This window comes from Streptomyces sp. NPDC050743 (genome assembly GCF_044456925.1).
Classification (GTDB): Bacteria; Actinomycetota; Actinomycetes; order Streptomycetales; family Streptomycetaceae; genus Streptomyces.
Genome location: NZ_JBITGJ010000040.1, coordinates 25,547 through 49,707, shown reverse-complemented (window position 1 = coordinate 49,707; position 24,161 = coordinate 25,547). Strand labels below are relative to the sequence as shown.

17 protein-coding genes and 2 pseudogenes are annotated in these 24,161 nt (G+C 73.0%); 7 read left to right on the top strand and 12 right to left on the bottom strand.

Going from position 1 to position 24,161, the window contains the following annotated elements; all coding sequences use genetic code 11:
• Positions 1–298: 298 nt before the first annotated feature.
• The 3 genes and pseudogenes from ACIBJF_RS30780 to ACIBJF_RS30770 all read right to left on the bottom strand — a co-directional run bounded on the left by ACIBJF_RS30780 (position 299) and on the right by ACIBJF_RS30770 (position 3,090).
• Positions 299–934 (bottom strand): DsbA family protein, encoded by a 636-nt coding sequence (locus ACIBJF_RS30780; RefSeq protein ID WP_399178569.1) that lies wholly within the window; start codon positions 932–934, stop codon positions 299–301.
• Between the two features lie 55 nt (positions 935–989).
• On the bottom strand, positions 990–1,937 hold the full coding sequence (locus ACIBJF_RS30775; protein WP_399178611.1) for a sigma-70 family RNA polymerase sigma factor: 948 nt from the start codon (positions 1,935–1,937) through the stop codon (positions 990–992).
• Between the two features lie 108 nt (positions 1,938–2,045).
• Positions 2,046–3,090 (bottom strand): annotated as a pseudogene (locus tag ACIBJF_RS30770) (ketopantoate reductase family protein).
• A 98-nt stretch (positions 3,091–3,188) separates the two neighbouring features.
• Between ACIBJF_RS30770 and ACIBJF_RS30765 the strand changes: the two are divergent.
• On the top strand, positions 3,189–4,058 hold the full coding sequence (locus ACIBJF_RS30765; protein WP_399178567.1) for a transglutaminase-like domain-containing protein: 870 nt from the start codon (positions 3,189–3,191) through the stop codon (positions 4,056–4,058).
• On the opposite strand, the gene ACIBJF_RS30760 is transcribed toward ACIBJF_RS30765, so the two are convergent.
• Complete coding sequence (locus ACIBJF_RS30760; RefSeq protein WP_399178566.1) at positions 4,024–4,575, bottom strand: DUF1697 domain-containing protein; 552 nt, start codon at positions 4,573–4,575, stop codon at positions 4,024–4,026. The two genes, ACIBJF_RS30765 and ACIBJF_RS30760, sit on opposite strands and share 35 nt — an antisense overlap.
• Positions 4,576–4,999: 424 nt before the next feature.
• Between ACIBJF_RS30760 and ACIBJF_RS30755 the strand changes: the two genes are divergently transcribed.
• Positions 5,000–7,258, top strand: a complete 2,259-nt coding sequence (locus ACIBJF_RS30755; protein ID WP_399178564.1) for an MMPL family transporter — start codon at positions 5,000–5,002, stop codon at positions 7,256–7,258.
• A gap of 117 nt (positions 7,259–7,375) precedes the next feature.
• Here the strand turns inward: ACIBJF_RS30755 and mgt are convergent.
• Positions 7,376–8,633, bottom strand: a pseudogene (gene mgt, locus ACIBJF_RS30750) (macrolide-inactivating glycosyltransferase).
• Between the two features lie 158 nt (positions 8,634–8,791).
• Here mgt and ACIBJF_RS30745 point away from each other — a divergent pair.
• On the top strand, positions 8,792–9,655 hold the full coding sequence (locus ACIBJF_RS30745; protein ID WP_399178562.1) for a phosphotransferase enzyme family protein: 864 nt from the start codon (positions 8,792–8,794) through the stop codon (positions 9,653–9,655).
• 34 nt (positions 9,656–9,689) lie between these two features.
• Here the strand turns inward: ACIBJF_RS30745 and ACIBJF_RS30740 are convergent, their stop codons facing one another.
• From ACIBJF_RS30740 to ACIBJF_RS30725, 4 genes are all read right to left on the bottom strand, one after another.
• Positions 9,690–10,415, bottom strand: a complete 726-nt coding sequence (locus ACIBJF_RS30740; protein WP_399178561.1) for a 3'-5' exonuclease — start codon at positions 10,413–10,415, stop codon at positions 9,690–9,692.
• 102 nt (positions 10,416–10,517) lie between these two features.
• Positions 10,518–11,756, bottom strand: coding sequence for an SAV2148 family HEPN domain-containing protein (locus ACIBJF_RS30735; protein ID WP_399178560.1), 1,239 nt, complete (start codon positions 11,754–11,756; stop codon positions 10,518–10,520).
• A gap of 116 nt (positions 11,757–11,872) precedes the next feature.
• The gene (locus ACIBJF_RS30730) at positions 11,873–13,258 is read right to left on the bottom strand and encodes a copper amine oxidase (RefSeq protein WP_399178559.1); all 1,386 of its coding nucleotides are present in this window, start codon (positions 13,256–13,258) and stop codon (positions 11,873–11,875) included.
• Positions 13,259–13,306: 48 nt separating this feature from the next.
• A complete protein-coding gene (locus ACIBJF_RS30725) occupies positions 13,307–14,107 on the bottom strand; it encodes a Tat pathway signal sequence domain protein (protein ID WP_399178557.1) in 801 nt (266 codons plus the stop codon).
• 196 nt (positions 14,108–14,303) lie between these two features.
• On the opposite strand from ACIBJF_RS30725, the gene glgX reads away from it, so the two are divergent.
• Positions 14,304–16,415 (top strand): glycogen debranching protein GlgX, encoded by a 2,112-nt coding sequence (gene glgX, locus ACIBJF_RS30720; protein ID WP_399178556.1) that lies wholly within the window; start codon positions 14,304–14,306, stop codon positions 16,413–16,415.
• Between the two features lie 189 nt (positions 16,416–16,604).
• Positions 16,605–18,980 (top strand): malto-oligosyltrehalose synthase, encoded by a 2,376-nt coding sequence (gene treY / locus ACIBJF_RS30715; protein WP_399178555.1) that lies wholly within the window; start codon positions 16,605–16,607, stop codon positions 18,978–18,980.
• A gap of 6 nt (positions 18,981–18,986) precedes the next feature.
• Here the strand turns inward: treY and ACIBJF_RS30710 are convergent, their stop codons facing one another.
• The gene (locus ACIBJF_RS30710) at positions 18,987–19,928 is read right to left on the bottom strand and encodes a LysR family transcriptional regulator (RefSeq protein ID WP_399178554.1); all 942 of its coding nucleotides are present in this window, start codon (positions 19,926–19,928) and stop codon (positions 18,987–18,989) included.
• Between the two features lie 96 nt (positions 19,929–20,024).
• Here ACIBJF_RS30710 and ACIBJF_RS30705 point away from each other — a divergent pair, with 96 nt between their 5' ends.
• Positions 20,025–21,575, top strand: a complete 1,551-nt coding sequence (locus ACIBJF_RS30705) for a dihydrolipoyl dehydrogenase (protein ID WP_399178552.1) — start codon at positions 20,025–20,027, stop codon at positions 21,573–21,575.
• 137 nt (positions 21,576–21,712) lie between these two features.
• Positions 21,713–22,963, top strand: coding sequence for a M14 family zinc carboxypeptidase (locus tag ACIBJF_RS30700; RefSeq protein ID WP_399178551.1), 1,251 nt, complete (start codon positions 21,713–21,715; stop codon positions 22,961–22,963).
• A gap of 55 nt (positions 22,964–23,018) precedes the next feature.
• Here ACIBJF_RS30700 and ACIBJF_RS30695 read toward each other — a convergent pair whose 3' ends face one another.
• Positions 23,019–23,432: an SSI family serine proteinase inhibitor gene (locus tag ACIBJF_RS30695; RefSeq protein ID WP_399178549.1), complete on the bottom strand. Its 414-nt coding sequence runs from the start codon at positions 23,430–23,432 to the stop codon at positions 23,019–23,021.
• A gap of 110 nt (positions 23,433–23,542) precedes the next feature.
• A complete protein-coding gene (locus ACIBJF_RS30690; RefSeq protein WP_399178547.1) occupies positions 23,543–24,094 on the bottom strand; it encodes an FHA domain-containing protein in 552 nt (183 codons plus the stop codon).
• Positions 24,095–24,161 lie beyond the last annotated feature (67 nt).

Genomic DNA, 24,161 nt, shown 5'->3' with positions numbered 1-24,161 from the left:
CCGGTCGCCGGGGCCTTCCGGTCCCGCGGTGTCCTGCCCGTCACGCTCATCGGCCCCCCTCACCCCTTCCGGCCGTCTGCGCGCTTCACCCTAGGGAGAACGGGATGAGTTTGTCGCGAGGTTCGGCGAGGGCTGGCCTTGGGCGGTGGGCTCGTGGTAGAGGGCCGCCGGGGTCCGGCGCTCCCCTGTGACGTCGGACCGCGGCGGCTCTTCGTACTGCGTCGGTCACGGCCCGCATGTCACACGAGCGGCCGGCTCGACGCGCGCGAGCGACGTTTATCGGCCAGTCCGCTCCCGGTCAGTCGAAGCGGAGGGCGCCGGTGCGGGTGCGCTTGAGTTCGAACAGGTCGGGGTGGCGGGCCAGCACCCGGAAGCTGTCGAAGAGTTCGGCCGCCTCCTCGCCGCGCGGAACGGCGCGCAGCACGGGACCGAACCACACCGTGCCGTCGATGTGCAGGGTCGGCGTGCCCACGTAGCCGCCCGTCTCCGGCTCGGCGCCGGCCTCGTGACTGCGGCGCACCGCCTCGTCGTACGACGGATCGTGGGCGGCCGCCGACAGGTCGGCGGGCAGCCCGAGTTCGGCCAGGGACTCGGCGATCACCCGGTCGAAGTCCTCGATCCGGCCTTCGTGGATCCGGGTGCCGAACGCGGTGTACAGGTCGCGCAGCACCTTCTCGCCGTGCCGTTCGGCGGCGGCCACGGCGACCCGCACCGGGCCGATCGAGCGGTCCACCAGGTCCCGGTACCAGTCGGGGAGTTCGTTGCCGATGTTGTGCAGGTACAGGCTCATCGCCCGGAACCGCAGGTCCAGTGGGCGCAGGCGCTCGACCTCCAGCAGCCAGCGGGAGGTGATCCAGGCGAAGGGGCAGGCCGGGTCGAAGAAGAAGTCGATCCGGGTCGGGGCGGGCTCGGTGGCGGTGTCGCGGTACGTCATGGCAGCGACGCTAGTGCCGCATTGGTTCAGTGTCCCGGACCAATCCGCTCTCGGTTCACTGGTCCAATCCTTCGGCGTCACCGTCTCCGGTGTGCCCCGGGTCCGCCACCGAGATCTCCGTCGCGCGCAGGCGTTCCGGTTCCGCCACGACGTCGATCCGGGTGATCCGGCCGTCCGTGCCGAAGGCGAAGGCCAGGAGCAGGCGCGGGTACCCCCGTTCCATCATGACCAGGCCGAACTCGTCGTCCAGCAGGGCGAGTCCGGTGAGCCGGGCGCGCGCCATGGCGGCCATCGCGCCCTGGGCGACGGGCCCGGCGCCCCGCACGGTGATCGGTTCGGGTGTGGGTACGACCAGCGCGTCGGCGTGCAGCACCACGTCCGGGTCGAGCAGCGCGACCAGGGCCGTGAAGTCACCGCCGCGGGTGGCGGCCAGGAACGCCTCGACGGCCCGGCGCCGGCGTGCGGCGTCGGCGGCGGGCGCGGCCGGCCGGCCCTGGACGCGGCGGCGGGCCCGGCTGGCGAGCTGCCGGGTGGCGGCCGGGGTCTTGTCGATCAGCGGGGCGATCTCCTCGAAGGGCACCGCGAACATGTCGTGCAGCACGAAGGCGACCCGCTCGGCCGGGCCGAGGGTGTCGAGGACGACCAGCAGCGCGACCCCGACCTGGTCGGCCAGCAGCGCCTCCCGGGCCGGGTCGTCGGCCTCGGCGGAGACCGCCGGGGTGCCGTGGGCGTTGTCGTAGGCCTCGAGGAAGTCCTCGCGCCGGTTGCGGCGGGCGCGCAGCAGGTTGAGGCAGACCCGGGTCACCACGGTGGTCAGCCAGCCGGTGAGGTTGTGTATCCCGTCGAGGTCGGTGTCCCTGGCCCGCAGCCAGGCCTCCTGCAGCGCGTCGTCGGCCTCGGCGGCCGAGCCGAGCAGCCGGTGGGCGACGGCCGTGAGATGCGGCCGGTCCGCCTCGAACCGCTCCGCGAGCCGCCGCCCGGCGTCCTCCTCGACGCCGTCCACCCACGTCCCGTCCGTGAACTCGTCCACCGCTCCCCCGCCCTCGTGTGTGCGGTCCACGCCCTGCGAAACACCGACCACGTCCTACGAAACGCCGAACCGGCCGGAAGATCAACTGCCGTGCGGCGCAACGGAGTCGGCCGACACCGAGTCCTCGGCCGCGTCGGCCGTCCGCACCAGTTCCGCGACCGGCAGCGACCCGGCGGCCCGGCGCTCCCGGGCGAACCGGTTGGCGAGCCGCTGGAGCAGTTCGTTCAGCGGGGTCGCCACGCCGTGCAGCCGGCCGAGGAGCGCGATCTCCCCGTTGAGGTAGTCGGCCTCGATCGTGCCGGTGCCCCGGGCGAGGGACTGCCAGGAGGAACCGCCGCCGCGCGGGGCCCCGTCCAGCGGCACCAGGGTGACCTTGTCGCCGCGGGCCGCCCGCTGCTCCTCGGCGCTCGCCCAGGCGATGTCGGCCGCCTCCAGCACGGCCTCGCCCTCGGCCCGCACGCGCGCGTACAGCGCCCTCGGCGGCCGCACCCGCGACGGGCCCGCTCACCGCTTCCAGGGCGTTGCCGAGGTTGCCGAGCAGCTTGGCGTACTGCCAGCGGGCCACGTCGGGCACGACCGGCGCCTCGAAGTGCGCGTCCGCAAGGTCGGCGGCGATCCGGTGGGCGGTGTCGTCGGTGCCGTGCGGCAGCCGGCCGAGGTGCAGGACGCCAGTGAGCGGACGGCCGGCGGCGGAGACCACGCCGGGCTCCACGAAGGTCGAGGGCAGCCAGACGCAGACGCCGTACACATGACGGAAGCGGCGCAGTGCGAGCCGTCCGCTCTCGACCCCGTTCTGCAGCAGGACCAGCGGCAGCCGCTCGGCCGCCGTGCCCCCACCGGCCACGGGCACGTCGGCCCAGGTGTGGAGGGCGGCCACGGTGTCCTGCGTCTTCACGGCGAGGACGAGGACGTCGTCGGCGCGCAGCTCGCCGAGCGGGCCGGGCCCGTCGACGGCGGGCAGCCGGTGGGTGAACTCCCCTTCCGGAACCCGCAGTCGCAGCCCGTGTTCCGCCAGTGCCGCCAGATGCTTGCCGCGTGCCACGAGGACGACCGCACGCCCGGCCTGGGCCAGCCGCCCGCCGACGGTCCCGCCGACCGCTCCGGCCCCGATGATGATGTACCGCATGGGCAGAGCGTCGCACACGCGTACGTGGCCCTGCCCGTCGATCCCCGGGAAGGCTCGCGCTTGACCTTGCCCCTGGGGCAGGGCGAAGCGTGCGGGGCATGGACGACTTCTACCTGCGGCAGACGCCGTACAGCGATCCGGGCGACCTGGACGTCGCCGCCCTGCCCCGCGATCCGCGCCGGCTCACCGCACTGGTGCGCGGGCTGATCCTGCACCGGCTGGAGGGCGAGCGCTTCGGGTGCGCCATCCCCGAGGAACGGCTGCACCACGACGCCGAGTCCCGGTACGTCACGGAGATCCTGCGCATCCTGCGCGAGCGCGGGTCCGGACCGCTCACCGAGGAACGGCCGTACGAGCAGCGGTTCGTGGGCACCTGCCGGGACTACGCGCTGCTGCTGTGCTCCCTGCTGCGCGCCACCGGCACCCCGGCCCGCGTCCGGGGCGGGTACGCCGCCTACTTTGTCGCCGGCTTCCACGACGACCACTGGGTGACCGAGTACCAGCTCCCTGGCGGCGCCTGGCGGTTGGCCGACCCGCAGGTCCACGACGACCGCTACGGCGTGCCGTTCGACCCGCTGGACGTGCCCCGGGACCAGTTCATCGTGGCCGGGCAGGCGTGGCGGGCCTGCCGGGCCGGGGAGGCGGACCCGGACACCTTCGGCGTCTGGGGCGTACCGGAGCTGCGGGGTCTGCCGATGGTGGCCCACAGCGTGGTGCTCGACCTGGCCTGTGTGGCCGGCACCGAGACGCTCCCCTGGGACGGCTGGGGGCCATGGGACGCGGAGCACCCCCTCACCGCGGACGAACTCGCGCTGCTGGACAGGGTGGCCGCCGCCGGCACCGTCGAGGAGCAGCGCCGTCTGCACGCGGACCCGAGGCTCGCCGTACCCCGTGAGATCGTCGCGCACACGACCTTCCTCGGACGGCGGTCCGTCACGCTCCCGGATCGGTCAGCTCGACCAGTTTGACCACCGTGTTCCAGTTCCGGCTGGTGGCGATCAGGCCCTTGGTCCGGGGGCGGCGGGACAGCACCTCGGCGAGCTTGGAGCGGCCGAGGCCCTCGGGGGCGTACAGGTACAGGCAGCGGTCGCCGAGGCGGAACTCCTCGGGGAGGTGGGCGGCGGGGTCGATGTCCGCGAAGCGGTCCGGGATGACCGGGGCGGAGAAGTACGTGACGTGCAGCTGTTTGGGCTCCAGGTCGGTGGCCGGGAACGGGCACGCCTCGGCGACCGCCTTCAGGTAGGCGTGGTCGCGCACGATCACGTCGACCGGGAAGCCGAACCGCTCCTCGATCGCCCGGCTCAGCTCCGTCGCGAGCGACTCCTCGTCGCCGTGGCCGGTGGAGAACACGGCCTGGCCGCTCTGCAGATGGGTGCGCACGCCGGTGTGGCCGAGGCCGGTCAGCAGCGTACGGAGGTCGGCCATCGGGAGCTTCCTGCTGCCGCCGACGTTGATTCCGCGCAACAGCGCCGCGTAGGTCGTCACCCGCTCAGCGTAGAACGGCCGTCGTGCCCCGTGGGGGTGGGCACGACGGCCGGGCCCGCGCGGGGCGGGGCTGCGCGAAACTCTCGCCGATCGGCGGGCGGCGGATCAACCGCTACACGCAGCTGTGACTTGTTCAACAAGGTTTCGTAATCACCAACCGCCGCGCCGGCGGCAGAACGGACAACCCATGTCCGCCGGTCTGCGGAACAGGCCGGCGGAGCAGGCCGCCAGAACCCCGAGACGCGCCCCCGAGAAGCACGGATAGGTGTAAGGGGCCACTGTCCTCCCCAGTGCTGACCGGCGGGTCGCCGAGTTCACCGGACAGCACGACGAGACGCGTTTACCTGGCTCATACGGTCGTACCGGAGCAAGCGCAGACGTGGCGACAGGGGGTCGCCACCGCACACGAGGGGGTAGACCCGCGATGGGGAACAGGGACGTGCCGGTGCGGGGGCTGGCCGCCCGCGCCGGCGGCTGGAGCGCCCGGCACCGCTGGGCGGCCGTGGGCATATGGGTGCTGTTCGTCGTGCTGGCCATGGGGCTGGGCTCGGCGGCGGGCCGGGTCGACGTCGACGAGAACAACCAGCTCAAGGGCGAGACGCACACCGCCGCCCAGATCATGGACGACGCGGGCATCAAACAGCCGGCCGGCGAGACCGTCCTGATCCAGGCCAAGGATGCTTCCGTCATGGCGACCGGCGCCGAGTTCCGGGCCGCCGTCGCCGACGTGGTGAAGGCCGTCGAGGGCACCGGGAAGGTCACGGCCGTGACCTCGCCGTACGACACGCACACCATCTCCCGGGACGGCCGCAGCGCGCTGGTGCAGTTCGACATGCGCGGGGACGCCGAGACGGCCGTCGACCGGGTCGAGCCGGTGCTGAACGCGGTCGACGGAGTGCAGAAGGCGCACGGCTCGCTGCGGATCGAGGAGATCGGCGGCGCCAGCATGCAGAAGCAGTACAAGGACGCCTTCGGGGACGACTTCAAGCAGGCCGAGTACTCGGCGGTGCCGGTCGCCCTCGGCATCCTGCTGATCGCCTTCGGGGCGCTGGTGGCGGCGCTGCTGCCGGTGGCCCTCGCGATCACCGCGATCATGGCGACGATGGGTCTGATGGGCCTCGTCAGCCATCTGCAGCCGATGAGCGACACCGCCAACTCCGTGATGCTGCTGGTCGGTCTGGCCGTCGGTGTCGACTACTGCCTGTTCTATCTGCGCCGCGAGCGCGAGGAACGGGAGGCCGGGCGGGACCCGGGCACCGCTCTGCGGATCGCCGCCGCCACCAGCGGCCGGGCGGTCATCGTCTCCGGCGTCACGGTGTGCGTCGCGATGGCCGGCATGCTCTTCACCGGGCTCGCCGAGTTCGAGGCGATGGGTCTGGCCTCGCTGATGGTGGTGGCGGTCGCCATGGTCGGGTCGGTGACCGTCCTGCCGGCGCTGCTGTCGCTGCTGGGCGAGCGGGTGGAGAAGGGCAGGATCCCGTTCCTGAGCCGCCGCAACCGGAGCCGTAAGCGGGCCGCGGACGAGGGCAGCCGGGTCTGGACCACCGTCCTGCGCGGGGTGCTGGCCAGGCCGCTGGTCTCCGTCGTCGTGGCGGCGGGCGCGCTGCTGGCGGTGGCCGCGCCCGCGCTCGGCATGAACACCCAGCAGCTCACCCTGGACCAGGAGTTCGGGAAGTCGCTGCCGATCGTGCAGACGTACAACCGCGTCAACGACGCCTTCCCCGGCGGCAGTGAGCCGGCCCAGGTCGTCGTCAAGGCCAAGGACATCAACGCGCCCGAGGTACGGCAGGCGCTGGCCGACTTCAAGCAGCGGGCGATCTCCTCGGGCGCCTCGCGCGGCCCGGTCGACATCCGGGTGCACGACGCGCAGAACGTCGCGCTGGTCTCCGTGCCGCTGGTCGGCGGCTCCGACATGGACCGGGCGATCAAGAGCCTGGACGAGCTGCGCGACGAGGTGCGGCCCGCCACGCTCGGCAAGGTGGCCGGTGTGCAGGCGCCGATCACCGGGCAGGTGGCCGGCAACCACGACTTCAACGACCAGCTGCTCGGCTCCGTGGTCCCGGTCTTCGCGTTCGTGATCGTCTTCGCCTTCCTGCTGATGCTGCTGTCCTTCCGCTCGCTGACCGTGGCCATCACCTCGATCGTGCTCAACCTGCTGTCGGTGGGCGCCGCGTACGGCATCCTCGTCGCGGTCTTCCAGCACGGCTGGGGCGCCTCGCTGGTGGGCGCGGAGGGGGTCGGCGCGATCGTGACCTGGCTGCCGCTGTTCCTGTTCGTGATCCTGTTCGGGCTGTCGATGGACTACCACGTGTTCGTGGTGTCCCGGATCCGCGAGGCCCGCATGAACGGCCGCACGACGAAGGACGCGATCCGGCACGGCGTGGTGACCACGGCCGGCGTCGTCACCAGCGCCGCCGTCATCATGGTCGCCGTGTTCGCGATCTTCGGCACGCTGTCGATGCAGTCCATGAAGCAGATGGGCGTGGGCCTGGCCGCCGCGGTCCTCATCGACGCGACGGTCATCCGCGGTGTGCTGCTGCCCGCCGTGATGGCCCTGCTCGGCGAGCGCAACTGGTACCTGCCGAAGTGGCTCCACTGGCTGCCGGACCTCACGCACGACGAGACGCCGGCCGCGGTCGCCTCCGGGCCGGTACGGGAGGAGGGCGAGCGGCTGCCGGTCTGATCCGGCGGGTCGTGCAGGGTGCCTGCCCGCCGGGGCGGTCGAGACCGGGCGCGGGTGCGGGGCGTGGGGAACTGGTCGCGCGGTTCCCCACGCCCCTTTCGGGGCGCTGCAGCGCGCCTACTCCCCCGCCCGGACCGGCAGTTCGGCCTCGATGAGGTCCGCCGCCCGACGTGTGCCGCCCTCCTGCGCCATCTCCGCCTGGACGTCCTTCAGGCGCCGCGCCACCTCCGGGTCGTCCACCAGGGCGAGCGCGGTCTCGCGGAGGCGGTCGGCGGTGGCCTCCCCGGTGTCCAGCCGACGGGCGACGCCGAGAGACTGGAGCATGTCGGCGTTGCCGAACTGGTCGACGGCCTGCGGTACGGCGATCATCGGCGTGGCCGTGGCCAGCCCCTCCTGGCTGCCGCCCGCCCCGGCGTGCGTCACGAACAGGTCGGCCTGCCGGAGGATCGCCAACTGCGGCACCCAGTCGCGCACTTCGACGCTTTCCGGCACGGCTCCCAGGTCGGCGTGGTCCACATGGCGGCCGACCTGCAGGACCAGGTGCCAGCCGGGCAGGTCCGCGAACGCGCGGACACACTCGCGGTAGAACGCGGGCTGCTTGGTGAAGGCCGAGCCCAGCGACACCAGCACGACCTTCCCGGCGCCCGCGGGCCGCTGCCAGTCGCCCTGGTCGCTCCGGTCGCCCTGGCAGGCGCCGACGAAGGTGTGGACGCGTTCGTCGACCTGGTCGGCGTGCGGCTGCAACGCCTTCGGGATGAGGACGAGCGAGCGGGCCGGGCGGCCGGCGAAGGAATCCGGGTCCTGGGTGATCCCGTTCTCCGCCAGCCACGCCGCGAACCGGGCGTAGTACGCCTGCCCGCGCGGGGTCTTCCTCGGCTCCGCCCACATCGGCTCGGCCACCTCCTCCTCGTAGCCCTCCCAGGCGACGAGGTTCGGGGAGAGGGAGATCGCCGGGACGCCCCAGCGGTGGGCGAGGACGCGGGCCGGGTAGGAGGCGATGTCGTGCAGCACGAGGTCGGGTTCGTCACCCGCGTAGGCCGCGACGAGCTGCGGAAGCGCCTGGATCGCGTCCGCGAGGAACGGCTCCACGTTGTCCAGCAGCGTGGTCCCCCAGGTCTCCGGGTCGGCGTCGGGTCCGGGCAGCGTGGAGGTGTACGGCACCGGCCGGGCGCCGGTGGCGGCCACCTTCTCGGCGAACACCGGCGGGATGGCGTACGTCACCCGGTGGCCCCGGGCGACGAGTTCGCGGATCACCTCCAGGCTCGGGTTCACATGGCCATGCGCGGCGATGGAGAACATGGCGATATGGGCGGGCGTGGTCATGGTACCGAGGGTAGACGAGACGAGACGTCTCGTTCAAAGCGATTTCCCGCAGGACCCGGCGACGGCCCGAGAGCAGGGCGCGGCCGGCCGACCTGTGCGGATGCGAGACTGATCGGCGAGACCCGATCGGAACCGGCACGCGTCCGGCACCCGCACGGCGGCGGCCGGGTCCGCTCATGGCACGGGACGACGGCGCGGCACGGAGGCACGATGGACGAGGCACGGGCACGGGACGTACTGGCCGCGGCGGGAGTGCTGCCGGGTCCGGCCCGAGGCGCGGCTCTCCTGGCCCTCGGCGAGAACGCCGTGTTCGCCGCCGGTGATCTGGTGGTGAAGGTGGGCCGCGACGCCGAGCTGCTCGAGCGGGCCCGGCGCGAGCTGGACATCGCCGGCTGGCTGGCCGAGGCGGGCGTGCCGGCGGTACGGGCGGCGGAGCCGAAGCCTCGGCTGGTGGACGGGCACCCGGTGACGGTGTGGCAGCGGCTGCCGGATCCGGTACGGCCCGCCGAGCCGCGCGATCTGGCGGAGCTGCTGCGGATCGTGCACGCACTGCCCTCTCCTCCTTTCGTCCTGCCGCCCCGCGAGCTGCTGGGCGGTGTGGAGCGGTGGCTGCGGCTCGCGGGCGACGCGATCGATCCGGCGGACGCGGCGTATCTCCGTGAGCGCCGGGACGGGTTCGCGGCGGCCGCGGCCGCGCTGACGCCCCATCTGCCGCCGGGCCCGATCCACGGCGACGCGCTGCCCCGCAATGTGTACGTCGGCCCGGACGGCCCGCTCCTGGTCGACCTGGAGACCTTCTCCGCGGACCTGCGCGAGCACGACCTGGTGGTCATGGCCCTCTCCCGCGACCGGTACGGGCTGCCCGCCGAGGCGTACGACTCCTTCGCCGAGACGTACGGGTGGGATGTGCGGGAGTGGGAGGGATGCGGTGTGCTGCGCGGGGCCCGGGAGACGGCCAGCTGCGCCTGGGTGGCCCAGCACGCGCCGAGCAATCCGAAGGCACGGGACGAATTCCGGCGGCGGGTGGAGTCGTTGCGGGACGGGGACGAGACCGTCCGTTGGTACTCGTTCTGACAGTGCTCAGCTGTTTCTACGCGCCGAAAACCGGTTACGCAGGCTGGCTCTCGGTCAACTCCCGCAGTGGCCAGACCCCGTCCACCACGGCCCCCGCATCCCCCTTGCGCCGCAGGAACGCCTGGAAGTCCGCCGCCCACTGCGCGTACCACTCGATCTGCCGCCGGTGGAGTTCGGCCGGGCTCAGGGATGCGATCTTCGGATGGCGGTCGGCTATCGCGGAGGCGAGGCGTGCGGCGGCGAGGGCGTCGGCCGGGGCCGTGTGGGCCGCGTCGAGGGCTATGCCGTACTCGGCGCAGACCGCTTCCAGGTTCCGCTTGCCGCGGCGGTAGCGGTCGACCCAGCGGTCGATGGTGTAGGGGTCGACGACCGGGGCGGGGGCGGCGCCGCCCAGGCGGTCGGCGAGGGACGGCAGGGCGTGGCGGCGCAGCTCGGCGGAGAGCAGGGTGAGGTCGAAGGCGGCGTTGTAGGCCACGACCGGGACGCCCGTCCTCCAGTAGGAGACCAGGACGTCGGCGATGGAGTCGGCCACCCGGTCGGCCGGGTGGCCCTCGGCCGTCGCCCGCTCGTTGCTGATGCCGTGCACCGCCACCGCGTCGGCCGGGATCTCCACCCCCGGATCGGCCAGCCACTCCTTGCGTCCCATGGGCTCACCGGCCCTGACCTCGATCACCGCGCCGGTGACGATGCGCGCCTCGCGCGGATCGGTCCCGGTCGTCTCCAGGTCGAAGCCGATCAGCAGCTCCCGGTGCCAGCCCATGGGCGGCCCCCCTTCTTGGTGGTGCTTTCCCCCAGTGGCCTCCACCATCGCACGCGGCACTGACAATCAGAGGATCGCGTTCCGCTTGCCGTCACGGACAGTTCAGGACACCGGGCGCGAATCCGCCCACGCCAGCTCGAATTCCTCGCGGTATGTGGGGAAGAGGCCCGATTCACCGACGTCGTCCGACTTGACCAGCTTGCTGCCGTTGCGCAGCACCAGCACCGGCGACTCCATCCCGCGCGCCCCGCGCAGATAGGACTGCACCACGGCGATGCCGTCGGCGCCGTCGCCGTCGACCAGGTAGGCGGTGAAGCGCGGCGTCTCGTCATAGACCTGGATCTCGAAGGCGCCCGGGTCGCGCAGCCGGGAGCGGACCCGGCGCATGTGCAGGATGTTCATCTCGACCGAGCGGCCCAGTTCGCCCCGTTTCATCCCGAGTTCGCGCTCGCGGCGCTTGACCGAGCTGGAGGCCGGGTTGAGGAAGAGCAGCCGTACGCGGCAGCCGGTCTCGGCGAGCCGGACCAGGCGGCGGCCGGAGAAGTTCTGCACCAGCAGGTTGAGGCCGATGCCGATGGCGTCGAGGCGGCGGGCGCCGCCGAAGAGGTCCTCGGCGGGGAACTGGCGCATCAGCCGCACCCGGTCGGGGTGGACGGCGACGACGTCCGCGTACCGGTCGCCGACCAGGTCCTCGACCGCGTCCACCGGCAGCCGGCGCGACGAGGGGACGTCACCGCCGGAGCCGAGCATCTCCAGCAGCCGGGCGGAGGCGCGCTCGGCCTGGTTCAGGACCGCCTCGGACAGCGCCCGGTTGCGGGAGACGACATTGCGGGTCACCTCCAGCTCGTCCAGGGCGAGTTCGAGGTCGCGGCGCTCGTCGAAGTACGGCTCGAAGCACGGCCAGTGCTGCACCATCAGCTCGCGCAGCTGGGGGAGGGTGAGGAAGCTGAGCACGTTGTCGTCGGCCGGGTCGAGCAAGTAGCCCTTGCGGCGGCTGACCTCGCGGACGGCGACGGCGCGCTGCACCCACTCCTGTCCGGCCGGACCGGCCGCGGCGACCACCCACTCGTCCCCGTGCACGGGTTCGTAGACGGGGCGCAGTACGGCGGCCACGACGGCGCGCAGCCGCTGCTCGACGAGGTTCAGCCAGATGTAGGCCCGGCCGGCCCGCTGGGCACGGGTGCGCACCTCGCGCCAGGCGTCGGCGTCCCAGTCCAGCTCCGGCCCGATGGCCCCTGGGTCCATCGGGCGGGCCAGGGACACCGCGCCGGGCGGGACGTCTGTGGAGTTCCCCTCGTGACCTTCGTCACCAGGGGGCAGCTCCAGGCCTCCCGAGCCCACCCGTGCACCGCCTTCCGATCCCCCGGGCCTTTCCCGTCTCAACGATCAAGGAAGGGTACTCCGCGAGGGGTGGGCGGTGCAGCCGGATGGACAGGTCGGTTTCTCAACTGTTTTCCTCAACTACGCGATTCCCAATGGCCGTTCTGCCATGCCAGGTCACGCGGAGTGAGCGGATTCATAGCGGTGACGTCCCGGGGGACGATGGCGAAGCCCTGCCAGTGCACCGGCATGGGCTGCTGGTCCTCGTCCCGCGCGATGTGGTGAAAACCGACGTTCATCCAGATCACCGGGTGCGTCAGGGTCTGTCCACCCACCCACCGGTCGACGGCCGCGGGGTGCCCGTGGCCGCACTTCGGGTTGTTGCTGGCGAACAGTTCGCACGGGTTGTACTCGGTGACGTAGAGGTCGTGCTTGGTGAAGCCGCGGCCGAGGTACTTGGTGGTGGGTCCGGGGACGATCTCGTACGAACGCGCGTGTCCGTCCCTGTTCCTGCCGGTCGCGCTGACCACCCGCCACCAGCGGTAGTCCTTCAGGTCGCCCGCCGTTTCCCTGGTGACCTGGGTGCGGGTGGTCTTCGTGGTCGGGCCCTGCTGCCGGCCGGTGCGGGGGCTGACGGCCGAGTCGTACTGCTCGACCTTCGTCCTGGACGAGCCGTCGAGGCCGAAGTCCAGCCGCCAGAAGACGTTGTGGCTGTGGCTGGTGGCGTAGGCCTTGGCGCCCTTGCCGACGGGCCAGCCGCGTCCGTCGCCGGAGTCGTAGTCCTCCCAGGACAGGCTGCCGGTCGCGCCGACGTTCATGGCGATCGTGCCGTCGTCCTGGAAGCGCCACTCGGTGATGTACTCGTACCAGCCGACCTGGTTGACGGTGTAGACGAGGAAGTCCTTGCCCTGCGCCTGGTAGACCTTGCCCGTGCCGAGGTCGTCGTGCATGCGGTAGGCGTGGCCGCGGGGACGGGTGGTCGTGCACAGGCCCTGGACGTTCGGGTGCTGCGGGTCCACGGCGTCCGGCACCTTGACGGTCCTGATGGTGCCGCCGGGGCACTCGGCGGGCGAGAGGTTCATCAGCGACGCGGCGTAGTCCTCGTCCGTCAGGTCGCTGTACTCGTGCTGTCCGTCGTCGTAGGGGACGTGGATCTGGGCGAGTCTCGCGCTGTTGAGGACCTTGATCGGTTTCGGTTCGCCCTTGGGCTGGTAGCTGACCTTCTCCAGGACGAGGCCGGCCTTGCTGTCGTAATGCCAGCACATGCGCCAGGTCGTGCCGGTGGACAGCTTCTGTTCGATGCGGTAGGCGGCCCTGCAGTCGGCCGCGGGCGCGGTGGTGGCGGCCGCTGTCGGGCGGGCGGCGGCCGGTCCGGCGGCGGTCGTCGCGCCGGCGGCCGGTCCGGCGGCGGTCGTCGCGCCGGCGGCCGGTCCGGCGGCGGTCGTCGCGCCGGCGGCCAGCGCGGCCACGGTCAGACCGGCGGCCGCCGCCTTGCGGGCACGGCGGATTCCGTACTCGGGCATGACGAAGTGGCTCCCTTTCAGGAGGTACAGGTCTGCGGAAACGTGCGGTCAGCCGCGGTCCAGGGCGGCGGCCTTGCGGGCGCTCAGGTCGATCACCAGGGACAGGGTGTCGATCCAGGGCCCCTTCCTGACCTTGGTGAACAGCCGGACGCACCGGTGCACGCCGCACTGGTCCAGGACCGCCGGCTGGGCGCCCGGAGCGGCCCGGTAGATGCCGCCGCTCAGCAGCAGCTGGTCCGGGGAGGTGAGCTCCTTGCCGGTGGCGTCCTTGTAGTCGGCCTTCAGGCCCGCGCCGAGCGGGGAGGCGATCAGGAGCCGGGCGGCCTCGGCGTTCTCGTCCCGGCTGGGCGGCGGCTGGACGCCGCGCTGGGTGCCGGTCCGCTCGGCCTTGCCGGTGTCCAGGTCGACGGTTGTGGTGACGAGGGTGTCGTCCTTGTAGTCGTAGAAGGTGATGTCGGCCCGTCGCGGCGCGGCCGGGTCGTCCACCTCGCCGGGCTCGGGTTCGGCGAGGTCGGCGCTCAGCCGCTGCGGTCCGCGGCCGCCGTCGACGTTCTCGCCGGTGGTCAGCAGCCGCCGGTTCAGGGCGATCTTCTCGGCCCGCCGGATCTCGTCGTCGGTGAGCGGATCCCGGCCGGTGCCCTTGCCGCCCTCGGCGGGCGCCTGTTCGACGACACCGGGCCGGACCGCGTCCGGGCCCCGCCCGGCCCCCGTACCGCCGCGCGCTCCCGCCGAGGTGTCCGCCCCCGCCGTGCCCGGCAGGGTGATCGCGACCATCGCGGCGGTCCCCACCGTCGCGAGGGCCACTGCTGCCACTAACGTGCCCAGATGGCGGTGCACTGTCTCACGCACACTGTCCCCCTGCTCCCCATGGTCGTCCGGGAGTACGTGTTGCCCCACTGGTTCGGCACACGGCGGGTACGAGAGCCGTCGTGCGCGCTGGTCGGTGGGTAAGAGGGAGGCAGGACACGGGAGGTTCCGTCAATTCGGTGCGACTCGGGGGCCAACGCGGCCCCGGGGCGGCGGCACACCTGGGAGAGTCGTAGCCATGCAGGTCTGGCCTGGAGAGGCGTATCCGCTCGGCGCCACCTATGACGGCGCCGGAACCAACTTCGCGGTCTTCACGGAGGCCGCGGACCGAGTAGAGCTGTGTCTGCTGCACGACGACGGCTCGGAGACGGCGGTGGAACTCCGCGAGAGCGACGCCTTCGTGCGGCACGCGTACGTGCCGGGCGTGATGCCGGGACAGCGGTACGGGTTCCGGGTGCACGGCCCGTACGACCCCGGGCGCGGGCTGCGCTGCAATTCCGCGAAGCTGCTGCTCGACCCGTACGCGAAGGCGGTCAGCGGCACGGTCCGGTGGGGCGAGGAGGTGTACGGCTACCACTTCGGCGCCCCGGACAGCCGCAACGACCTGGACTCGGCCCCGCACACCATGGCCTCGGTGGTGATCAATCCGTACTTCGACTGGGGCGACGACCGGCCGCCGCGCACCGAGTACCACCACACGGTGATCTACGAGGCGCACGTCAAGGGGCTGACCATGCGTCACCCGGGGCTGCCGGAGGAACTGCGCGGCACCTACGCGGCGCTCGCGCATCCGGCACTGATCGAACACCTGACCAAGCTCGGGGTGACGGCCCTGGAGCTGATGCCGGTCCACCAGTTCGTGCACGACCACCGGCTCGTCGACATGGGCCTGAGCAACTACTGGGGCTACAACACCATCGGCTTCTTCGCCCCGCACAACGCGTACGCCTCCTGGGGCGACCGCGGGCAGCAGGTGCTGGAGTTCAAGTCGGCGGTCCGGGCGCTGCACGAGGCCGGGATCGAGGTCATCCTGGACGTCGTCTACAACCACACCGCCGAGGGCAACCATCTGGGCCCGACGCTGTCCTTCAAGGGCATCGACAACCGGCAGTACTACCGCCTCACCGACGACCCGCGCTACTACATGGACACCACGGGCACCGGGAACTCGCTTCTCATGCGGTCCCCGCACGTGCTCCAGCTGATCATGGACTCGCTGCGGTACTGGGTCACCGAGATGCACGTCGACGGGTTCCGCTTCGACCTCGCGGCGACCCTGGCCCGGCAGTTCCACGAGGTGGACCGGCTGTCGTCGTTCTTCGACCTGGTGCAGCAGGACCCGGTGGTCTCCCAGGTGAAGCTGATCGCGGAGCCCTGGGACGTGGGCGAGGGCGGCTACCAGGTGGGCAATTTCCCGCCGCTGTGGACCGAGTGGAACGGCAAGTACCGGGACACGGTACGGGATCTGTGGCGCGGCGAGCCCCGGGCGCTCGCGGAGTTCGCCTCCCGGCTGACCGGATCCTCGGACCTCTACCAGGACGACGGCCGCCGCCCGCTGGCCTCGATCAACTTCGTGACCTGCCACGACGGCTTCACGCTGCACGACCTCGTCTCGTACAACGAGAAGCACAACGCGGCCAACGGCGAGGACAACCGGGACGGCGAGAGCCACAACCGGTCCTGGAACTGCGGCGCGGAGGGCGAGACCGACGACCCGGACGTGCTCGCGCTGCGCACCCGGCAGATGCGGAACTTCATCGCCACGCTGATGCTGTCCCAGGGCGTGCCGATGATCAGCCACGGCGACGAGTTCGCCCGCACCCAGAGCGGCAACAACAACGCGTACTGCCAGGACAGCGAGCTGTCGTGGGTGCACTGGCCGGAGCCCGCCGAGGGCGACCTGCTGGAGTTCACCCGCGCGATGGTGTGGCTGCGCCGTGACCACCCCGCCTTCCGCCGGCGCCGCTTCTTCCACGGCCGTCCGGTGGAGGGCACCCACGACGATCTGTCCGACATCGCCTGGTTCACCCCCGAGGGTGCCGAGATGACCCAGCGGGACTGGGACTCGGCGCGGGCTTCCGCGCTGACGGTGTTCCTGAACGGCAACGCGATCTCCGAGCCCGGCGCGCGCGGGGAGCGCATCACCGACGACTCGTTCCTGCTGATGTTCAACGCCTCCCCGGAGCCGCTGGACTTCCTGGTGCCGGTCAACCACGGCCGGCAGTGGCAGGTGGTCGTCGACACGGCCCGTCCGGACGGGGTGCCACCGGGGTCCGGCCCGAAGATCGAGGCGGGCGACCGCCTCACCCTGCCCGACCGAAGCCTGACCGTGCTGCAGCGGCCCACATAGGCCGGGCGGGAGCTTGTGATGGCAGGGCAAAGGCGGTGCCGCGGACGGTTGCCGGCGCCGCCGCTGCGGCCGTCGCGTAGGCCGGATGGGTCTGCCCTTTTCTCCTTCGCCCGAAGCCGGGCACGCGTGCGTGGGGTCCGTGCCACGACCGATGACACGAAAGGCGGCGGGCTGGGTACGTAGGTTTCCATGACTTCTGCGCGACCCGGACCGGAGGTGCCCACGGCCACCTACCGGCTGCAGCTCCAGCCCGCGTTCCCGTTCGCCGCCGCCGCGGCGGCCGTACCGTACCTGGCGTCGCTCGGCGTCTCGCATCTGCACCTGTCCCCCGTCCTGGAGGCCGTGCCCGGCTCCCCGCACGGCTACGACGTGGTGGACCACGCGCGCGTACGCGAGGAACTGGGCGGCGAGGAGGGCCTCAGGTCGCTGGCGCGGACCGCGCGGGAGCACGGTCTGGGGCTGGTGGCCGACATCGTGCCGAACCACATGGCGATGGCGCCCCGGCACAACCACGCCCTGTGGGAGGTGCTGCGCGAGGGGCCCGGCTCGCCGTACGCCCGCTGGTTCGACATCGACTGGGAGGCGCAGGGCGGGCGCGTGCTGCTGCCGGTGCTGGGCGGTCCGGTCGGCTCGCAGCTGGAGCATCTCGTCGTCGACGGCGACGTGCTGCGCTACCACGAGCACGCCTTCCCGCTCCGCGAGGGCACCCACGACCTGCCGCTGCCGCAGCTCCTGGACGCCCAGTGGTACCGCCCGGTGTGGTGGCGGCTGGCCCGCACCGAGCTGAACTACCGGCGGTTCTTCAGCATCTCGGAGCTGATCGGGCTGCGCGTGGAGGATCCGGAGGTGTTCGACGCCACCCACGCCAAGATCCTCCAGCTGCTGCGCGAGGGCGTCATCGACGGGCTGCGCGTCGACCACCCCGACGGGCTCGCCGACCCCGACGGCTACCTCGCGCGGCTGCACGAGGCGACCGGCGGGCGCTGGACGGTGGTGGAGAAGATCCTCGCCGACGGCGAACCCCTGCCGGCGTCCTGGCCTGTCGCGGGCACCACCGGCTACGACGCCCTCCGCCAGGTGGACGGCCTGTTCACCGACCAGACGGGGGCGTACGAACTGCTGGGCCGCTACCGGGCGTTCGCGGCGCCGCAGACGGACCGGGGCGGCAACTGGGACGCGACGGCACGGCGGGCCGCCTACAAGGTGCTCACGCACGAGCTGGCCGCCGAGACCGACCGGCTCACCCGGGTGGCCACCCGGCTGTGCGCGACCTCGCCGGACCTCGGCCTGCGCGACCGTGCCCCCTGGGCGCTGCGCACGGCAGTGGAGGAGCTGCTGGTGCGGATGCGGGTGTACCGGCCGTACGCCTCCGGTGACGCGGCTGCCGTCGTCACCGAGGAGGCCGCCGAGGAGGCCCGGCTCGCCTTCGTGGTGCCCGAGGAGGCGGAGGCCGTCGGCATCGTGCGCCGGCTGCTGGTCGAGCCGCCCGGTGACGCCGGCGCGCCGGACCACGCCGACCGGGTGGAGTTCCGCACCCGGTTCGCGCAGACGGCGTCGGCGCTGCGCGCCAAGTCGGTGGAGGACACGGCGTTCTACCGCTATGTGCCGCTGCTGTCGGCGACCGAGGTGGGCGGCGACCCGGGCCGGCCGGGGGTGTCCCCGGAGGACTTCCACGCGTACTGCGCGCGCGTGCAGCGCGACTGGCCGGTCACCGGCACGGTGGTCTCCACGCACGACACCAAGCGCAGCGCCGACGTACGCGCCGCGCTGGCCGTGCTCACCGAGTGCCCCGGCCGGTGGGCGGAGCTGCTGGCCGAGGTGAACCGGCCCGAGGAGGGTGTCGGCGTGCCGGACGGGCAGCTGGCCTGGGCGGCCTGGCAGACGGTGTTCGGGCTGGGGCCGGCCGAGGAGGAGCGGGTGCAGCGAGCGCTGCTGAAGCATGTGCGCGAGGCGGGCATGTACACCAGCTGGACGGAGCAGGAGCCGCCGTACGAGGAGGCGGTGGCCGCGTTCGTCGCCGCGGGGCCGTGCGGGCCGCCCGGTGAGCGTGTGGCGGCCTTCCGCAAGACGTTGGAGCCGCACATCCGGGCCAACGTGCTCGGCACCGCCCTGGTCCATCTGACGATGCCCGGGGTGCCGGACGTGTACCAGGGCACGGAGGGCGAGTGCCGGTCGCTGGTGGACCCGGACAACCGGCGTCCGGTGGCCTTTCCGCCCGAGGTGCCCGGCGAGAAGGACGCGCTGACGGCGGCGGCGCTGCGGCTGCGGGCCCGCCGTCCCGGCGCGTTCGGCGCGGCCGCGTCGTACGACCCCCTGGCGGCCGAGGGACCGGCGGCGGACCACTGCCTGGCGTTCGCGCGCTCCGGTGAGGTGGTGACGGCGGTGACCCGGCTGTCGCTGCGGCTCGCGGAGGCGGGCGGCTGGCAGGAGACCCGGCTGGCGCTGCCGCCCGGCCGGTGGGCGGACGTGCTCGCCCCGGAGCGGGAGTTCACCGGCGACGCGCGCGTGGCGGACCTTTTCGACCGGCTGCCGGTGGTGTTGCTGGAGCGGGTCGGGGAGGGGTGAGGCGGCTCAGCGGACGGGCGCCGCCGGTAGTCGGCAGTCCTCGTACGGCTGTTCCGGCAGGTCTCCGAGAGCGCGCCAGGTGGTGCGCAGGAGGTCCACGAAGGCCTCGGCGGCTCCAGTGGGCGCCACGCGCGCGTAGACGGCCAGGGGGCGTTTCCAGGCCGGGTCGGGGCTGAGGACCGTGCAGTCCTCACCGACGGCCCCGCGCACGATGTGGGCGGGCGCGACGCACACCCCGACACCGGCCGCCGCCATCCGCACGGCGGTCGAGGTGTGCTCGGTCCACACGGCGGTCCGGGGTGCGAACCCGGCCCGCCCGCACGCCCAGTCGAGGAAGCGTGCGCCGTGCACGACGGGTTCCAGCGCGCAGCGGACCCAGGCGCGGTCGGCGAGTTCGGGCAGCGTCACCGTCGTACGGCCCGCGAGCCGGTCGTCGAACGGGACCACCAGGACGAGCTCCTCCTCCCCGACCGGTACGACGGTCCCCGGCGGGTCGGCGGGCACCGGGCCGAAGGCGAGGTCGGCGGCGCCGCGCTGGACGGCCTCCTCCAGGGCCTCGGCGGTGGCGTACTCGTGCAGCCTCAGCAGGACCCGGGGACGGGCCTCGCGCCAGCGGGCGAAGACATCGGGCAGGACGCCCACGGCGAGGGAGTGCAGGGTGGCGACGTGCAGTTCGCCGCCCTCGGCGCCGGCGGTGGCGCGGGCCGCGCGGCGGGCCTGCGCGGCGCTGCGGACGGCGAGTTCGGCGTGCGGCAGGAAGGCCCGCCCCATCGGGGTGAGGCGCACGCCGCGGGTCATGCGCTCCAGCAGGGCGCCACCGACCGACTTCTCCAGGGCCTTGATCTGGTGCGAGAGCGCGGGCTGCGTGACGTGCAGGGCTTCCGCCGCGCGGGTGAAGGACGCCTCGTGGACGACCGTCACGAAGTACTCCATCTGCCGCAGACTCAACTCCGCGCCCTCCCCCGAGACCGATAAACGTCCTGCATGGCTTCCACAAGAACACTGCCTTGGACTCATGGCAAGGGGTGGGCGGAGGCTGGGACCATGAGCACACGGGGCATGACCACGCAGGTCACGAACACAGCGGACGTCATCGTCATCGGCGGGGGCACGGGCGGTTACAGCACCGCACTGCGCGCCGCCGCCCTCGGGCTGGACGTCGTCCTCGTCGAACGCGACAAGGTCGGCGGGACCTGTCTGCACCGGGGCTGCATCCCGAGCAAGGCGATGCTGCACGCCGCCGAACTGGTCGACGGCATCGCCGAGGCACGCGAGCGGTGGGGTGTGAAGGCCTCGCTGGACTCCGTCGACTGGGCGGCCCTGGTGGCCACGCGGGACGACATCGTGGCGCGCAACCACAAGGGGGTCGAGGCGCATCTGGCGCACGCCGGCGTGCGTGTGGTGCGGGGCAGCGCACGGCTGACGGGGGCGCGCACGGTGCGCGTGCAGGAGGTGGGCAGGGATTCCGGGCCGGGAGCGCCGAACGGGCACGCGCCGAGCGCGCACGCCTCCGCCACGCGCCCGCGCAACGATGCCGCGCCCGGCGCGCAGCCGCAATCCGCCCTCGGCGTGCACGACTTCACCGCGCGCCGGGGCATCGTGCTCGCGACCGGCTCACGCCCGCGCACGCTCCCGGGTCTCGAACCGGACGGGCGGCGCGTCGTGACCAGCGACGACGCCCTGTTCGCGCCGGGGCTGCCGGCGTCCGTCCTGGTGCTGGGCGGGGGCGCGATCGGCGTGGAGTACGCATCCTTCCACCGGTCCATGGGCGCGGAGGTCACCCTGGTCGAGGCCGCGGACCGGATCGTTCCGCTGGAGGACCCCGATGTGAGCCGGCATCTGACGCGCGGGCTGCGCAAGCGCGGGATCGATGTGCGGGCGGGCGCGCGACTGCTGGACGCAAAGGTGCTGGACGACGGCGTACGCGCGCGTGTGCGCACCACGCGGGGTGAGCCACGCACGGTGGAGGCGGAGCGGCTGCTGGTGGCCGTCGGCCGGGCGCCGGTCACCGAGGGCCTGGACCTGTCGGCGGCCGGCCTGACGGCGGACGAGCGGGGGTTCGTCGTACCGGCGGACTGGGACCGGCTGGAGACGGCCGTACGGGGCATCCATGTCGTCGGGGACCTGCTGCCGCCGCCCTCGCCGGGCCTCGCCCACGCCTCGTTCGCGGAGGGCCTGCTGGTCGCCGAGACACTGGCCGGGCTGCCGTCGGCGCCGGTGGACTACGCGGCCGTGCCCCGGGTGACGTACTCCGCGCCGCAGACCGCCTCGGTGGGACTGAGCGAGACGGAGGCACGCGCGCGTGGGCGCGAGGTCGAGGTGAACACGATGCCGCTGACCGCCGTGGCCAAGGGAATGGTGCACGGCCAAGGCGGCATGGTGAAGGTCGTCGCCGAGGCCGGTGGCGGGCAGGTGCTCGGCGTGCACCTGGTCGGCCCGAACGTGTCGGAGATGATCGCCGAGAGCCAGCTGATCGTCGGCTGGGACGCCGAGCCCTCGGACGTGGCCCGGCACGTGCACGCGCACCCGACGCTGTCGGAGGCGGTGGGCGAGGTGTTCCTGACGCTCGCGGGACGCGGCCTGCACCAGCAGTGAACGCACGGCACGCACCGCGCCCTCCGCACCCCCGCGATTCCGTCCGGGCGCCCCCGCAGCCTCCCTCGCCGAATGCTTGACAGTTCACCCTTCGCGTGCGGGACTTGGAGGGCGAAGCCGGGCGGAACAAGTCGGGGGTGAGTCTTCTGCCGGAGCTGCGCTACCCCAGCGTTCCCGAACTGGTCGCCACCGCGAAGGCGTTGGCCGCTCAGGAACCCGGGCTGTGCTCGCTCAGGCGGGTGGGCGTCTCGCGCGCGGGAAGACCCCTGCACCTGCTGTCGGTGGGGCACGCCCGGCGGGCGGTGCTGGTGGTCGCCGGCGCCCACGCCAACGAGCCGACCGGGGGTTCCACCCTGCGGGTGCTGGCCGAACGCGTACTGGCCGAGCGTGAGTTGCGGGCCGACACGTCCTGGCACTTCCTGCTGTGCGCGGATCCCGACGGCGCGAGCCTGCATGTGACGCCGGCGCCGCGCAGCCTGCTCGACTACCACCTCGGCTTCTACCGGCCGACGGGCGCCGAGCAGCCGGAGTGGTCGCCGTCCGTGCTGCCGCCGGACCGGCTGCCGCCCGAGACCCGGGCGCTGACCGGGGTGATCGACGAGCTGCGGCCCTACCTCCAGGTGACCCTGCACGGCACCGATCTGGGCGGCAGCTGGGTGCAGTTGACCAAGGACGTGCCGGGGCTCGCGGAGCCGTTCGCCAAGTCCGCGGCGCAGCTGCACATCCCGGTGGAGACGGGCGCCTCGGACGCCGCCGGCTGGCCGGCCTCCGGCCCCGGCGTGCATGTCATGCCCGGCCCGGAGACTGGCGTCGCCTACCCGAGCATGCCGGACGACGCCCGGCACAGCACCTGGTACCACGCGCACCGGTACGGCGGTCTGACGGCCGTGGTGGAGGTGCCCATGTGGGCGAGCGACCTGGTGGACGATCCGGCGCCGCACCCGGCGCCGGCGGCGGCGATGCGGCGCCTGGCCCAGCGGCTGCTGCGGGACTCGCTGGAGGTGGAGCGGATCCTCGCCGAGGCGCTGCCCCGGCTCGACGGCGAGGACGGTCCGCTGCTGCGGGCGGCACGCTGGGCCCTGGAGCTGATCCCGGGCCTGGCCGAGGACTGGATCCACACCCCGCCCGCGGGTACGACGATGGCGTACGTCGGCAGTGTGGACGCCTTCGGGCGGCGGCTGCCGCTGCGCGCGGCGGCGATGCTGCTGCGGGTGCTGCGGGAGACGGACGACCGGGCGGCGCCGCGGCTGGAACAGCTCGTCACCGACTGGTGCGATGCCTTCGCGGCGCGCTTCCGGGCCCGCTGGGTGCCGTTGGAGCACCAGGTGGAGCACCAGTCCCGGACGGTGCTGGTGGCGGCGCAGCAGGCCCGCGAGCAGGCGGTGTGAGCCACGCCGGCCCACGCGCCGCCCCCGTCCACGCCTGCGGCCGCCCGGCCGGCGGTCAGTCCCCCAGGGCGAACACCTCGCCGGTCCGCGCGTCCATGGCGCACGTGTTGGCGTAGGTCTCCTGGAAGTCGACCGGCCGGCCGTTCCACCGGCCGCTCGCGTGGGCGGTCACCGGGGCGTAGATCATCGGGCAGAAGACGTCCTTGGGCGGGATACGGCCGATGTCGCCGTCCCTGGCGGCGAGTTCGGCGCAAGCCTCGGCCGCGTGCGGGTGGCCCACGGGCGGATCGCACAGCAGCAGGGTGCCCCGGGCGTCGCTCGAGCTCGTCTCACCCTTGGTGACGGTGAGGTAGAGCCAGTTGCCGGGGAGGAGGTCGCGGGACGCCGCGTGGGCCGGCCCCGCGGCGAGGAGCCCCGCGGCCGCCAGCAGGGCGCCGCCCGCCGCTGTCGCTCTGGTGAGGTACGTCATGCCCCCTTCCATCGGCACGCCGGCCCGCGTACCACAGCCCGGCTCACCCGATCGGGACGGCACGCGCGTGTGCCGGGAGCACCCGTTCGAACGGGAGCGGCCGTCGCCGCTCAGCTCGTGGCGAGCCGGAAGACCACCCTGCCGAAGGCGACCTGGTCGCCCTCGCTGACGACGACCGAGCCGATCACCCGGCGGCCGTTGACGGTGGTGCCGTTGGTGGAGCCGAGGTCCCTGAGGACCCACATGCCGCCCTGACGGCGAAGCTCGGCGTGCACGCGGGAGACCGTCTCGTGGTTCAGGCGCAGCCCGTTGGCCGGGTCGCGGCCGATGCGCAGCGGATGGGTGTGCTCCGGACGCGGCAGCAGCAGCTTCGGCAGCCGCTCGGCCTGCCAGGCCCGGCGCAGCCGTACGGTGAACCCGGAGACGGCCTCGACGGTGCCGAAGACCGCGCGGGAGAAGCGGTTCTCCCGGGGCAGGTCGGCGACGAGGGCGGCCAGTTCGTCGGCGCGGCGGGCGGCCAGCGCCAGCTCCATGCGGCGCACGAACGTGTCGTGCGAGAGCCGGCCCATGGCGACGCCGTCACGCAGCACCTGCAGCGCCTTGTCGCGCTCCGCGTCGGACAGCCGCGCGGGGTACGTGGAGAACTCGAAGGACGACGTCACGCTGGTGATTGTCGGGCAGTGAACCCCGGGTGTCCAGGAAACGGGGAATCGACGCCGATCTGCGGGT